The organism is Streptomyces sp. NPDC058051, from assembly GCF_042885475.1.
Classification (GTDB): domain Bacteria; phylum Actinomycetota; class Actinomycetes; order Streptomycetales; family Streptomycetaceae; genus Streptomyces.
The window spans coordinates 115,840-129,291 of sequence record NZ_JBHVRW010000002.1 but is presented as its reverse complement, the minus strand read 5'-3'; the positions used below and the strand labels follow the sequence as shown (position 1 = coordinate 129,291).

At 71.8% G+C, this 13,452-nt stretch carries 13 protein-coding genes and 1 pseudogene; 4 read left to right on the top strand and 10 right to left on the bottom strand.

Annotated features, from left to right (window positions below; genetic code table 11):
* Positions 1-141 precede the first annotated feature (141 nt).
* From mshC to ACFVUT_RS04075, 4 genes are all read right to left on the bottom strand, one after another.
* The gene (gene mshC, locus ACFVUT_RS04090) at positions 142-1,371 is read right to left on the bottom strand and encodes a cysteine--1-D-myo-inosityl 2-amino-2-deoxy-alpha-D-glucopyranoside ligase (protein WP_389655147.1); all 1,230 of its coding nucleotides are present in this window, start codon (positions 1,369-1,371) and stop codon (positions 142-144) included.
* 151 nt (positions 1,372-1,522) lie between these two features.
* Positions 1,523-2,431: an SCO1664 family protein gene (locus ACFVUT_RS04085; protein WP_389655145.1), complete on the bottom strand. Its 909-nt coding sequence runs from the start codon at positions 2,429-2,431 to the stop codon at positions 1,523-1,525.
* Positions 2,395-2,985, bottom strand: a complete 591-nt coding sequence (locus ACFVUT_RS04080) for a DUF3090 domain-containing protein (protein WP_389655143.1) — start codon at positions 2,983-2,985, stop codon at positions 2,395-2,397. The genes ACFVUT_RS04085 and ACFVUT_RS04080 overlap by 37 nt, the downstream gene beginning before the upstream one ends.
* Positions 2,986-3,088: 103 nt before the next feature.
* Positions 3,089-3,808, bottom strand: a complete 720-nt coding sequence (locus ACFVUT_RS04075; protein WP_389655141.1) for a histidine phosphatase family protein — start codon at positions 3,806-3,808, stop codon at positions 3,089-3,091.
* Positions 3,809-3,867: 59 nt separating this feature from the next.
* Between ACFVUT_RS04075 and corA the strand changes: the two genes are divergently transcribed.
* A complete protein-coding gene (gene corA, locus ACFVUT_RS04070) occupies positions 3,868-4,863 on the top strand; it encodes a magnesium/cobalt transporter CorA (protein ID WP_389655139.1) in 996 nt (331 codons plus the stop codon).
* Between the two features lie 25 nt (positions 4,864-4,888).
* On the opposite strand, the pseudogene ACFVUT_RS04065 reads toward corA, so the two are convergent.
* Positions 4,889-5,038, bottom strand: a pseudogene (locus ACFVUT_RS04065) (ferritin-like domain-containing protein); the annotation flags it as partial.
* A 144-nt stretch (positions 5,039-5,182) separates the two neighbouring features.
* Positions 5,183-6,232, bottom strand: a complete 1,050-nt coding sequence (locus ACFVUT_RS04060) for an LLM class F420-dependent oxidoreductase (RefSeq protein ID WP_389655137.1) — start codon at positions 6,230-6,232, stop codon at positions 5,183-5,185.
* Between the two features lie 140 nt (positions 6,233-6,372).
* On the opposite strand from ACFVUT_RS04060, the gene ACFVUT_RS04055 reads away from it, so the two are divergent.
* Positions 6,373-7,356: an aldo/keto reductase gene (locus ACFVUT_RS04055; protein ID WP_389655135.1), complete on the top strand. Its 984-nt coding sequence runs from the start codon at positions 6,373-6,375 to the stop codon at positions 7,354-7,356.
* The gene (locus tag ACFVUT_RS04050) at positions 7,353-9,761 is read left to right on the top strand and encodes a helix-hairpin-helix domain-containing protein (RefSeq protein ID WP_389655133.1); all 2,409 of its coding nucleotides are present in this window, start codon (positions 7,353-7,355) and stop codon (positions 9,759-9,761) included. The genes ACFVUT_RS04055 and ACFVUT_RS04050 overlap by 4 nt, the downstream gene beginning before the upstream one ends.
* 63 nt (positions 9,762-9,824) lie before the next feature.
* On the opposite strand, the gene ACFVUT_RS04045 is transcribed toward ACFVUT_RS04050, so the two are convergent.
* On the bottom strand, positions 9,825-10,484 hold the full coding sequence (locus tag ACFVUT_RS04045) for a hypothetical protein (protein WP_389655131.1): 660 nt from the start codon (positions 10,482-10,484) through the stop codon (positions 9,825-9,827).
* A 47-nt stretch (positions 10,485-10,531) separates the two neighbouring features.
* Between ACFVUT_RS04045 and ACFVUT_RS04040 the strand changes: the two genes are divergently transcribed.
* Positions 10,532-10,720, top strand: coding sequence for a DUF5703 family protein (locus ACFVUT_RS04040; protein ID WP_389655129.1), 189 nt, complete (start codon positions 10,532-10,534; stop codon positions 10,718-10,720).
* A 116-nt stretch (positions 10,721-10,836) separates the two neighbouring features.
* Here ACFVUT_RS04040 and ACFVUT_RS04035 read toward each other — a convergent pair whose 3' ends face one another.
* The 3 genes from ACFVUT_RS04035 to ACFVUT_RS04025 all read right to left on the bottom strand — a co-directional run bounded on the left by ACFVUT_RS04035 (position 10,837) and on the right by ACFVUT_RS04025 (position 13,440).
* The gene (locus ACFVUT_RS04035) at positions 10,837-11,577 is read right to left on the bottom strand and encodes a chaplin (protein WP_389655127.1); all 741 of its coding nucleotides are present in this window, start codon (positions 11,575-11,577) and stop codon (positions 10,837-10,839) included.
* Between the two features lie 139 nt (positions 11,578-11,716).
* Positions 11,717-11,950 carry a chaplin ChpH gene (gene chpH / locus ACFVUT_RS04030; protein ID WP_389655125.1) on the bottom strand — a complete coding sequence of 78 codons (234 nt, stop codon included), beginning with the start codon at positions 11,948-11,950 and terminating at the stop codon, positions 11,717-11,719.
* Positions 11,951-12,114: 164 nt separating this feature from the next.
* Positions 12,115-13,440 carry a M20/M25/M40 family metallo-hydrolase gene (locus tag ACFVUT_RS04025; protein ID WP_389655123.1) on the bottom strand — a complete coding sequence of 442 codons (1,326 nt, stop codon included), beginning with the start codon at positions 13,438-13,440 and terminating at the stop codon, positions 12,115-12,117.
* Between the last annotated feature and the right edge of the window lie 12 nt (positions 13,441-13,452).

Genomic DNA, 13,452 nt, shown 5'->3' with positions numbered 1-13,452 from the left:
GACCCCTTGGCCCAGCGCAGGAACGATCACTGGGCACGGCGGAGCAACGGAACCGGCCCCGGACTTCGTCGAGAAGTCCGGGGCCGGTTCATCGAAGGGTGACCAGCGGGGTGATGGCCCCGCGTGGCACTGCGGGCGGCGTTACAGGGCGACCCCCAGCAGCGCGTCGACCGTGCGCGAGACGAGACCGGGTGCGCCCTCGTCCGTACCGCCCTCGGCGTTCTGGCGTTCGACCCAGCGGTCCACGGCGGCCAGGGCCGCCGGTGCGTCCAGGTCGTCGGCGAGGGCCTCGCGGACCTCCTCCACCAGGGCCTCGGCAGGCAGCCCGTCGGGCCGCGAGACCGCGGCTCGCCACCGTGCGAGACGCTCCACCGCATCGGCGAGCACCTGATCGGTCCACTCCCAGTCGGACCGGTAGTGGTGCGCCGCCAGGGCGAGGCGGATCGCCGCCGGATCCACGCCGTCCTGGCGCAGCTTCGAGACGAAGACCAGGTTGCCCTTGGACTTGGACATCTTCTCGCCGTCCAGGGCGACCATGCCGGCGTGCACGTACGCCCGGGCGAACGGGTACTCGCCGGTCAGTACCTGGGCGTGCGAGGCACCCATCTCGTGGTGCGGGAAGGCGAGGTCGGACCCGCCTCCCTGGACGTCGAAGCCCATGCCGAGGTGGTCCAGGGCGATGGCGACGCACTCGATGTGCCAGCCGGGCCGACCGGGCCCGAGCGACGCCCCGTCCCAGCTCGGCTCACCCTCGCGGGCGGCCATCCAGAGCATCGGGTCGAGCGGGTTCTTCTTGCCGGGGCGCTCCGGGTCGCCGCCGCGCTCGGCGGAGAGCAGCCGCATCGCGTCGGCGTCGAGGTTCGAGACCCCGCCGAAGTGCGGGTCGGTCTCGACGGAGAAGTACACGTCACCGTCGAGTTCGTAGGCTGCGCCGGCGTCCCGGAGCCGTTCGACGAGCGGCACGATGCCGGGTATCGCCTCGACGGCTCCGATGTAGTGCTTCGGCGGAAGCATGCGAAGGGCAGTCATGTCCTCGCGGAACAGGGCCGTCTCGCGCTCGGCGAGCGCGGTCCAGTCCTGGCCGTCGCGCACGGCCCGCTCCAGGAGCGGGTCGTCCACGTCGGTCACGTTCTGGACGTAGTGAACCTGCCGCTTGGTGTCGAGCCACACGCGCTGAACGAGGTCGAACGCGTTGTAGGTCGCCGCGTGACCCATGTGGGTCGCGTCGTACGGCGTGATGCCGCAGACGTAGATACGGGCGACGGGACCGGGGTCGAGAGTGATCCGTCCGCCGGTCGCGGTGTCGTGGATCCGAAGGTCGCGGCCCTTGCCGGGCAGGGCGGGGACCTCAGAAGCGGGCCAGGCATGCATGACACGAGCGTAACCGGACGCAAGTTCCGGATACGAACCGGATGCCGGATCTTGGCCGAAGAGGCGGTCTTGCGCGGTCCGGACCCTTCTGCTTCCCACCGCTCCCGTCCGCGCGCTCCCGGTTCTCGACCGGCACACCGGCTTGTTCCCGTCACACCGGCGGCCAGGGGATCGACGGCCACTCCCCGCTCGGCTCCGGGTGCTTCCCGGACGCTCTCAGGGCCTCCACCCGGCCCCGCAGCGCCTCGATCTCGGCCGCGGTGATCAGCTCGGCCAGCCGGGTGACGAGGGGGCTGCCCGGCGCGAGTTGCGCGCCGAGCCGGTCGACGACCTCGACGGCATCGGCCGTCAACGGCTCCCCCGCCCACCCCCAGAGCAGCGTGCGCAGTTTGTCGTCGGCGTTGAAGGTCACACCGTGGTCGATGCCGTAGAGCCGGCCGTCGGCGGCGGGCAGCAGATGGCCGCCCTTGCGGTCACCGTTGTTGATCACGGCATCGAGGACCGCGAGCCGCCGCAGGCACGGATCGTCCGCGTGGACCAGCAGGGCCGTCCTGCCCTCGTCGACCTCCGCGAAGGCGACGGCCTTCCAGCCCTCCCCCGGTTCCTCGTCCTCGACGAGTGCAAGGAGCGGAGGCCGGCCGTCCGCGAAGGCCCCGTCGGTCCCGTCGGTCCCGCTGGTTCCGCTGGTTCCGTCGGCCTCGTCGGTCCCGTCGGTCTCCGGTGCGGCATCGATCCACAGCTGGCACATGCCCTGGCCGTAGGGCCCGTCGCGCAGCACGGTGGGCGGTATGAGCCCCCACCCGGTCGCCTCGGAGATCTCGTACGCGGCCACCTCGCGCTGGGCCAGCGTTCCGTCCGGGAAGTCCCACAGGGGCCGTTCCCCGGCCACGGGCTTGTAGACGCAGGTCACTTCCTCGCCCTCGTGGGCGACCGTGCAGTAGAGCACCGCGTTGGACGCCCCGCTGATCCGGCCGCGGACGGTCAACCGGCCCTCGGTGAGGAGGGTGACCAGTTCGGTGGCGGTCAGGCTCCGCGACGGTACCCGTTCTGGCGCGGGCATACATGTCCTTCCGGATCGAGCGGCAGGCTGCACAGCGGGCACGGCGGGCGCCCGGCGTTCACGACGTCCAGGGCGCGCTTGGCGAAGGCGCGGGCCTGCGGGCCGCTGAGGCGGACCCGGAGCATCGGCGGACCGTTCTCCTCGTCCTGGAGCAGCCGCTCCTCGGCCTCCGCGAGGTCCTCGTCGGAGTCCACGTCCAGTTCGACGAGTGCCTGTGCCTCGACGATCATGCGCTGCTCCTCGCCGTCCCAGGCGAGCGCCATCGTGCCGACGCGGAATTCCTCCTCGACGGGTACGTCGAGCGGCGCGGTGTCGGCGACGGTCATCGGCGCCACGGCGGGCACCGGCGAGTTCCCGCCGGTCCGTCGCACCACCTCGTCGAGCAGTTCGTCGATGCGCTCGGCGAGCGCGGCGACCTGAGTCTTCTCCAGGGCCACGCTGGTGACGCGTCCGCCTGAGGATGCCTGCAGGAAGAACGTACGACGTCCAGGCAACCCGACCGTACCGGCCACGAAGCGGTCCGGGGGGTCGTAGAGGAACACCTGACGGGACACGTCCTGTCTCCCTTGAAAATTGACGGCAGATGAGGGGCGGCCGGGGTCCGGGGTGGTTCCCGGAAGGGCGCCTACGGCGCGTCCACCCTACTGCGCGGAGCGATCACGGCGCCCCAGCGCCGCCCCCGACCGCCGCGTCCGCATCGGCATCCGCCGCGCGCGGGCCCCTGTCCGCGCCGTCGGTGTGCTCACGGGGTGCGAGCGCGGCGAGGTCTCCCGTGTCGCCGAGGCGCAGCAGGAAGGGCCGCAGCCTGGTGTAGCGGATCGCGGTGACCGAGCAGGGGTCGGCGTGGATCCGCTGGAAGAGGTCGAGATGCATACCGAGCGCGTCGGCGACGACGGCCTTGATGATGTCGCCGTGCGAGCACATCACGTAGGCCGCGTCGTCACCGTGCTCGGCCTCGATGCGCGCGTTCCAGTCCCGTACGGCGTCGACGGCGCGCGCCTGCATGGCGCGCATGGACTCGCCGCCGGGGAACGCCGCGGCAGAGGGGTGCTGCTGCACGACGCCCATGAGCGGTTCGTCGACCAGTTCCGCCAGTTTGCGCCCCGACCAGTCGCCGTAATCGCACTCGCTGATCCGCTCCTCCGTGTGCAGCACCAGGTCCGGCCGGGCGTCGAGCAGCGGCCGGAGGGTCTCCCGGCAACGCTGGAGGGGGCTGCTCACGGCCGCGGCGAGGGGCAGCGCGGCCAGCCGTCCGGGGAGCGCCGCGGCCTGTGCGCAGCCGCGTTCGTCGAGGGCGACACCGGGGGTGCGGCCCGCGAGTACCCCGGCCGTGTTGGCGGTGGAGCGTCCGTGGCGTACGAGGATCAGGGTGGGCATACGGGTCAGGGTAGGCCGCCGACGACGGTGAGGTGCGCCGGGGACCGGGGCAGGGAAGAATGCGCGCCGTGATTGTGGACTGTGCGATCTACCGGGACGGGCGCCGTACCGAGGGCCCGGCCGACCTCTCCGACGCGCTCGCGGAGGCACGGGCCACCGGGGACGCGTTCCTGTGGATCGGGCTGTACGAGCCGACGAAGGACGAGGTCGAACGCGTCAGCAGCGAGTTCGGGCTGCATCCGCTGGCGGTGGAGGACGCCCTGAGCGCGCACCAGCGGCCCAAGCTGGAGGTGTACGACGACTCGCTCTTCGCGGTCATCAAGCCGGTGGTGTACGAGCAGCGGAGCGACACGGTCAGCACCGACGAGCTGGTGGCGTTCGTCGGCGATTCCTTCGTCGTGACGGTGCGGCACGGGGAGGGTGCCCCGCTCGCCGCGGTACGCCGTCGCCTGGAGTCGGAGCCGGACGTGCTCAAGCACGGGCCGACCGCGGTCCTGTACGCGATCAGCGACGCCGTCGTCGACCACTACATCGAGGTGGCGGCTGAGCTTCAGGTCGACCTGGAGGAGCTGGAGACCGAGGTGTTCGCGCCGACCGGCACCGTGGACACCAAGAACACCGCGTCCCGCATCTACACCTTCAAGCGCCAGCTCCTGGAGTTCCGCCGCGCCGCGGGTCCGCTGAGCGCCCCCATGGCCCGGCTGGCGAGTGCGGAGGTGCCGTTCGTCCACGAACACTCGCAGCCGTTCTTCCGCGACGTGAGCGATCATCTGACGCGCGCCAACGAGTACGTGGAGGGTCTGGACCGGCTGCTCTCCGACATCCTCTCGGCGCACCTGGCCCAGGTGGGTGTGCGGCAGAACGACGACATGCGCAAGATCTCGGCCTGGGCGGCGATGGCCGCCGTGCCGACCATGGTGGCGGGGATCTACGGCATGAACTTCGAGCACATGCCGGAGCTGCGCTGGGTGTGGGCCTATCCCACGGTGATCGTGCTGATGGGTGGCGTGGTTTTCGGTCTGTACCGGCAGTTCAAGAGACGCGGCTGGCTCTGAGGGACGGCCGGGCGCACCGCCCGGCTCAGGCGGACTCGGACACCCGCGTCGCGGGATCGCCCGGCGCGTCGCGTCGCTCGGGCGGCGACAGGCTCACCATGCGCTGCCACCCGACGAGCCGTTCGTACACGTGGACCGCGTGGATGCCGGCGGCCGGCACAGCCGCCTCGGTCCGGCGCACACTGCCGGGCGTAACCGCGCGACCCGCCGCGCGTTGAACCCGTGACGGCCGTGGCGGGGAGTCCCCGAGCCCCCACCACGGCCGTAGTGTTCCGCCGGAGCCCCGGCGCAGGCCCCGTGAGGCCCCCGGGGCGGGGTGCTACGCGAGCCCGGAGCGCTCCAGGGCGTCCGTTCCGGCCCGCAGGGCCGTGATCCGCTCGTCGAGCGTGAAACCGGCCGGAGCGAGCGTCAGTGTCGTGACACCCGCCGCTGCGTACGCCTGCATGCGCTCGGCGATCCGCTCGACGGAACCGAGCAGCGTGGTCTGGTCGATCAGCTGGTGCGGTACGGCGGCAGCGGCGCCGTTCTTGTCACCGGCCAGGTACTTGTCCTGGATCTCGGCTGCTTCCTTCTCGTACCCCATGCGCTGTGCGAGCTGGTTGTAGAAGTTCTGCTTGCGGCTCCCCATGCCGCCCACGTACAGCGCGGTGTAGGGGCGGAACGTGTCCGCGAGACCGTTGATGTCGTCGCCGACGGCGAGCGGAAGGGTCGGGCAGACGTCGAAGCCCTCCATGGTTTCGCCGGCCTTCTCGCGCCCCGCCCGCAGATACTTCACGGCGGTTTCCTCAAGGTGCTCCGCGGACGGGAAGATCAGCAGGGCGCCGTCGGCGATCTCGCCGGTCTGCTCCAGGTTCTTCGGCCCGATCGCGGCGATGTAGAGCGGAATGTGCTCGCGCTGGGGGTGGACGGTGAGCTTGATCGGCTTGCCCGGACCGTCCGGCAGGGGAAGCGTCCAGTGCTGTCCCTCGTACGAGAGCCGCTCACGGGACATCGCCTTGCGGACGATCTCGACGTACTCCCGGGTGCGGGCCAGTGGCTTGTCGAACTTGACGCCGTACCAGCCCTCGGAGACTTGCGGTCCCGACACGCCGAGACCGAGCCGGAACCGGCCGCCGGAGAGCGAGTCGAGGGTCGCGGCGGTCATCGCGGTCATCGCGGGCTGGCGGGCCGGGATCTGCATGATCGCGGAGCCGACGTCGATCGATTCGGTCCGGGCCGCGACCCAGGCGAGCACGGTCGGCGCGTCGGAGCCGTACGCCTCCGCCGCCCAGCAGACGTCGTAACCGAGACGGTCGGCCTCCTGGGCGACGGCGAGGTTGTCGCCGTCCATCCCCGCGCCCCAGTAACCGAGATTGATGCCGAGCCGCATAGCCGCTCCCCTTACTGATCAGTAACGTCCCTGAGCTCCGGACTCTAGCGCGCGCCCGGGCGTTCCGGCAGGGGCGAGGTGACGGCCGGTTGTCCACAGGCCTCCGCCGAGTGGGGCTCTGGCCAGTAATCTCAGCGCACATGGAGCAGAGGCAACTCGGCCGCACCGGCCTTCGCGTGTCCCGGATCGGACTCGGCACCCTGACCTGGGGCCGGGACACCGGCGAACACGGCGCCGCCGAACAGCTGAAAGCCTTCTGGGAAGCGGGCGGCACCCTGGTCGACACGGCCGATGTGTACGGCGGCGGGGAGGCCGAGTATCTGCTCGGGCGGCTCGTCGAGGGCCTGGTGCCGCGGCACGATCTGGTCATCGCGACGAAGGCGGGCAGCGTGGCCGACCCGTATCGCCGGTTCAACGGCTCCCGCGGTCATCTGCTGGCCGCGCTGGACGCTTCCCTGGAACGGCTCGGCACCGACTACGTGGATCTGTGGCAGATCCACGCCTTCGATCCGGTGACGCCGCTGGAGGAGACCCTTCAGGCGGTGGACCTGGCGGTCTCCACCGGCCGCGTCCGGTACGCGGGGGTGTCGAACTTCTGCGGCTGGCAGCTGGCCAAGGCGGCGACCTGGCAGCTCGCCTCGCCCGGGGCGCGCACCCGGCTGGCCAGCACCCAGATGGAGTACTCCCTGTTGCAGCGGGGGGTGGAACGCGAGGTGCTGCCGGCCGCGCTCGATCTGGGCGTGGGGCTGCTGCCCTCCTCCCCGCTGGGGCGCGGGGTCCTGACCGGCAAGTACCGGACGGGCACTCCGGCGGACTCCCGCGGAGCCTCGGAGCTGCTGGCTCCGTTCGTCGAGCCGTATCTCGACGATCCGGCGCGCCGCATCGTGGACGCGGTGGCGACGGCGGCCGACGGCCTGGCCACGACGGCGCTCCAGGTGGCTCTCGCCTGGGTGCGGGACCGGCCCGGAGTGGTGGCCCCGATCGTCGGCGCGCGCAACGCGCAGCAGCTCACGGAGGCATTGTCAGTGGAGGCGCTTAGTCTTCCTGAGGAGATCTGCCAGGCGCTCGACGACGTGTCGGCGCCCGTGCACCGCTATCCCGACCAGGACTGGAGCACGCTGTGACTGCGCTACCCCGGGGGGAGACCCCCGGCTCCCCGGCCACCGACGACACCGAGGTCGTCGCGTCCCCCTCCGCCGTGCCCGCTCCGTCCGCGCAGCACGAGGGCCAGGGGGCGGGCGAGGGACCGGCGCGCGACAGCGCCGCCGACACGGAGGCGGCCGACGACGCGGGGACCGGCGGCGACGGCTCCGGGAACACCGGGACGGACAAGGCGACCGACGCGGTCGGCACGCCCGACGGCGCGGCGCACGACGCCGAAGCGGGCGCCCCGCCCCACGACTCGGCGCACGACGCCGAAGCGACCGGCGGGGCCGACGGCGTGTCCGAGGCGGACCGGACGGCCCCCGAAGGCGCCGCGCCCGGCGCCGACGGCGCGGCGGACGGCCCCGCGCCCCTCTCCGAGGCCGAGGCCGAGCTCGCCGCCCAGCGTGAGCTGAGGGAGCGGATCGAGAAGCGCAAGGCCGAGAAGGAAGGCCCCATCGCCGCAGGTGCGAAGCTGAACGGGAAGGCGGCCGATCTGCTGGCGGCCGTGCGGGCCGTGGAGAGCGGTGAGAAGCCCGCAGCCGCGTTCTTCGACTCTCCCGCACCTGCCGCTCCTCGCCGGACCGCTCCCGCACCCGCTCCGGTGCGCCCGCGCGCGCCCCAGCCGGCCCCGGCTCCGCAGGGCGCCTCGCCGGAGGCCGTCGCCTCGGTGGCGGCCGTGCTGGCCGAGGGCGGGGCGCCCGCAGCGCTGGCGGGCCCGACGGCCGAGGCCCTCGGTGCGCAGGCCGCCGATGTCCTGCGCCACGACCCGTGGCAGTTGCTGGGCGTACCCGGAGTCAGGCCCGAACAGGCCGATGGATTCGCGCGCGCCCTGCTGGGCGCCGAATGCGGTCCGGACGACGAACGGCGGACCGCGGCCCTGGTCGGCTGGCTGCTGGAGCGGGCCGCGCTCCGGGGCCACACGGCACTGGACGCGGCAGCGGTGCGTGCCGCGCTCGCCGAGCGCTCGGTGGTCGACCCCGAGGCCGCCGTCCGGCATGCCGTCGCCGAGGGCGTCGTCCTGGTCTTCCAGGACGGTCAGGACGACCAGGAGTCCGCACCACCGGCGGAACCCGGCGAGGACACCGAAGGAGGCTCCGAGAGCGGGGCCGAACAGGAACCGGTGCAGGTGCTGCTCGGTCTCGACCGGTACGCACTCGCCGAGGAGAGCCTCGCCGACGGCCTGGCCCGCCTGGTCAACGCCTGCGAGAAGGACGCCGACTGGGCGGAGCCGGCGGACCGATCCGGCTCCCCGTCGGCGGCCGAGCTGATCCGTGCGGTCGCGGCCCACGGCGTCGTGACGCACACCGGCGGCGAGGCGGCCAGGGCCGAACCCGCCGCGCTGATCACCGCGGCCCGCGGGCTCGGACTGCGCGCCCTGGGCGCCGTGCACAGCGTCGACGGCAGGCGCCGGCTGGCCGAGGCGACCGGCGATCCGTCGACGGCCGTCACCCTCGCCGGGCTGCTCTCCGGCGCGGAGGGACCGGGGCGGGACGACGAGGGAGCGATCGCCACCGACCTGCTCGTCGTGCTGGACGCACCGCAACTGGACGTCGAGGCCGCCGCGGCCCTCGTGGAGTCCCTCGCCGACGGCACCCGCCTGGTGCTCAGCGGCGACCCGGGCGTGCTGGGCTCGGCCGGTGCGGGACGAGTGTTCGCCGACGTGCTCGCGGCCCGCGCCTGCCCGCAGATCGTGTCCCGTACGCCGGATCCGGGGCCGATCGGCGAACTCGTCTCCGGCATCGGCATCGGTGAGCTGAACCAGGTCGCGGCGCCCGGCAAGGAAGTGGTGATCGTCCCCGTGCGCGACGCGGGCGAGGCGGTGCACCGCACGGTGCAACTGGTCGCCGACTCGGTACCGCGCGCCATCGGCGTACCGTCGGCCGACACCCAGGTGATCACCGTCGGCCACGGCGGCCCGGCAGGGACCAGGGCGCTGAACGCGGCACTGAAACAGCGGCTCAACCCCGGCCCGGGGCGGTTCGGCGGCTTCGACCCGGGCGACCGTGTCGTCCATGTCCCGGCACCCGGCAGGACCGTGCCCGGGGTCGTCGTCTCGGCCGACACCGAGGGCCTGCACCTGGACTGCGCGGGCTCGGAGGTCGTCGTGGCGCAGGAGCGGGTGGAGGCGTCCGTGCGCCACGGCTGGGCCCTCAGCGCCCACCAGGCGGCGGGGACGCGATGGCCGGCGGTGGTCGTCGTACTGCCGGGCGACGCCGCCCAGGGGCTGAGCCGCCCCTGGGTCCACACCGCCTTCGGCCGCGCTGAGCGGCACCTGTCCGTCGTGCACGGGGTGGATCAGGCGCTCCAGCGCGCGGTCGCCCAGTCCCCGGCGCTGGACCGGACGACGCGACTGCGCACCCTGCTGGAGACTCCGCCCGCTTGACCGGACAGCGCCCGGTCCTCCATCGCCGGGCGGGTTCGGTTCCGAGCCCGCCCGGCGGACGGATCAGGAGCCGTCCACCACCAGGCCGACCCGCTCCCCGTCCGATTCGTCCTCGTCGAAGACCGCGCTGACGTCGAAGCGGCAGACCACCAGCTGCGGATCCGCGTCGTCGAACGGCGCGCCGAGCCACTCCCCCGCCTCGGGCAGCTCCTCCGCGGCCGTGACCCAGAGCGTGGAGTCCCCCTCCTCCAGGCCGAACTCCGCATGCCGGGAAGCGATCTCGTCCGGTTCGTACTCGCCGAAGAGCACTCCGAGCGCCGCGTGGACGCTGGAGCCGACGACCGCGGCGCTTCCGACGCCGCGGTCGTCCGGGTCGAGATCGGCGATCCGCTGCGCCTGTGCGAGCAGCCGCGGCGGCTCCGCCACCGCGTAGTCGCGGCGGATGAGCACGCTGAGCGCGTTCGGCTCCTCGGGGCCGGTGTACGGCGGCAGGGAGTCCTCCGCACCCGGGATCTCGAAGGGAGTGACCTCGTCATAGCGGTCGTAGAGCAGTTCGTCGTAGAACTCGGCGGCGGCGGCCAGTGCGTTGAACGCGTCATAGACAGCGGGATCGTCGTCCCCCGTCCGGCGCTCGACCGCCTCGAGGTGATGGTCGAGCGCGGCTTTGATCGCTTCGGCGGCGGCGCGTACCTCGGCAGCGGTGGGCTGCACAGCATCAGACATAGTGCAGACGCTATCCGTACGCGGGCTCTGCCCGCACAATAGATGCGATGCCGGAATACGAATTTGTCGATGTGTACGTACCGCGCGGGGTGTCCCGGAAGGACACGGCCCGCCTGTTGACCGACCATGCCGAGTACGGGCACTGGGAGCTGGACCGGCTGTCGCTGCGCCATGACGGCAGTCGCAGGGTGCGGCTGCGCCGACGGATCATCCGCCAGCTCCGAGCCACCTGGTGAGACGGAGCGGGCCCCGCAACTGCGGGGCCCGCTCCCTTCACCGCGATCGCGTCGCTGTCTCGCCAAGGGTTGTCCCGTGATCCGTCGCGCACCCACCAGGGATTACGGGACAGCGCTCAGGCGGACATCCTGGCGCGGCGGTAGAGCACCGTGCCCGCGCCCGCCAGCAGCAGGCCCGCGCTCGCCGGGACCAGCACGTCGAGCCCGCCCGCTCCGGTGTGTGCGAGCTCGGCGACGTTCTGTACCTCGGGGCTGTTCGGCACGGTCCGCGGTCCGGGCACCGGGGGCTCGTTCTCGGTGACCGGGGTGACCGGGGTGCCGACCGGTGGCGTGACGACGTCCGGACCGTTTCCGCACTCGTTTCCGGAGGCGGGGTTGAGGAGTCCGCCGATGGTGACGCTGTTCCCGCAGGCGTTCACGGGGATGTCGATGGGTACCGCGATGTTGTTGCCCGAGAGGACACCGGGCGAGCCGCTCGTGACCCCCTCGGCCGTTGCTCCGCTCCCGGTGCCGCTCGTGACGGCCCGGTGCTTTCCGGTGCCCGCCCGGTGCGTCCGGTCCTGGTCGCCGGAGGCCTGGGTACCCGAGGCGTGCCGGCCCGACGAGGCGCTTTGCGAACCGTTTCCGCAGGCGTTTCCCGCCGCCGGGTCGAGCAGCCCCACGACGTTCACGGAGTTGCCGCATACGTTGACCGGTACATGGACCGGGATCTGGACCGAATTCCCTGAAAGCACCCCCGGGGAATTCGACGCGCCGCCGGCCGCTCCCGCGTCGGCGTGCGCGTAGCCACCACTCAGCGCGAGCACGCCGCCCGCAGCCGCCATGGTGATCAGGCCTTTACGCGTGACCTGTCGCATAGGTTGTTTCCTGCCTTCTGCCTTCCGGAATACCCCCCGGACTCAACCGTGCGGGGGCTGATTACCCAGCGGCCCCGGAGTGCATGGCGTGCACTCCGGGGCCGACCGGATTCAAACCCTTACGGGTTGACGCACAACGTCAGGCGTTGACGCAGGTGTTGCCGAAGGCGGGGTTCAGCAGCCCGATCACGGAGATGGTGTTGCCACACACATTCACCGGCACGTGCACGGGAACCTGGATGACGTTGCCCGAGAGCACACCGGGGCTGCCGACAGCGGCACCCTGGGCGCCGGAGTCCGCGACGGCCATGCCCGCACCGGCCAGCACCAGACCACCAGTCACAGCCGCAGCAGCGACGACCTTCTTGATCATTATTCCTCCTAGTTGGCAATGCGGTCCCAGCCGCGGACCGCATCACTTGTAACGAGGAAGAGGTAATCGAGCTACGAGCGTATGGTTCCTTTCACTCGTTCCGGTCACATACGCACACGCTGGCGATTAATGGTGTGGCGAATCAGCGGAAAACCGGCAAGGGCTCAGCAGTTGTCGATGAAACGGTCGAGCACCCGGACGCCGAACTGCAGACCATCCACCGGTACGCGCTCGTCCACACCGTGGAACATGCCCGCGAAGTCGAGCTCCGGCGGCAGCTTCAGCGGGGCGAACCCGAAGCAGCGGATACCGAGGTCGTCGAAGGACTTGGCGTCCGTACCACCGGACAGCATGTACGGGACCGCCCGCGCGATCGGGTCCTCGGCCTTCAGGGCGACCTGCATGGCGTCCACGAGCGAGCCGTCGAAACTGGTCTCCAGCGCCTTGTCCCCGTGCACGTCCTCACGCTTCACCCGCGGGCCGAGAATCCGGTCGAGATCGGCCAGGAACTCGTCCTCGAATCCGGGCAGGAAGCGACCGTCCACATGGGCGGTGGCCTGCCCGGGGATCACGTTGACCTTGTAGCCGGCACCGAGCATGGTGGGAGCGGCGGAGTTGCGGAGCGTGGCGCCGATCATCTTGGCGATGCCGCCCAGCTTGGCCAGCGTCGCCTCCATGTCCTCCGGGTCGAGCGGGGTGCCCAGCGCATCGGACAGCTCGTCGAGGAAGGACCGTACGGTCTTGGTCACCCGGACCGGCCACTTGTGCCGCCCCAGCCGCCCGACCGCCTCGCAGAGCTCGGTGATCGCGTTGTCGTTGTTGGTCATCGAGCCGTGGCCGGCGGTGCCGTCCACGGTGAGCCGCATCCAGTGCATGCCCTTCTCGGCCGTCTCGACGAGGTAGAGCCGCAGCTTCTCGTTCACCGTGAAGGAGAAGCCGCCGACCTCGCCGATCGCCTCGGTGACGCCCTCGAACAGGCCGGGGTGCTTGTCCACGAGGTACCGCGCACCGTACGTACCGCCCGCCTCCTCGTCCGCGAGGAACGCGAGCACGATGTCGCGCGGAGGCTTGCGGCCGCTGCGCATCCGGTCGCGGACGACCGCGAGAGTCATCGCGTCCATGTCCTTCATGTCGACCGCGCCGCGTCCCCACACGCAGCCGTCCGCGACCTCGCCCGAGAACGGGTGGTGCGTCCAGTCGTGCGCGTTGGCCGGAACCACGTCGGTGTGCCCGTGGATCAGCAGCGCGGGCTTGGACGGGTCCTCGCCCTCGATCCGCGCCACGGTCGAGGCCCTGCCCTTGTGCGACTCGAAGATCTGCGGCTCCAGCCCGACCTCGGCGAGCTTCTCCGCGACGTATTCGGCGGCGGCCCTCTCTCCCGGCCCCGAGTGGTCCCCGTAGTTACTGGTGTCGATCCGGATCAGCTCACGACAGAGGTCCACGACCTCGTCCTCGCCCGAGACGGTCCGGGCCGCGTTGGTCTCGCTCACACTGCTTCCTTC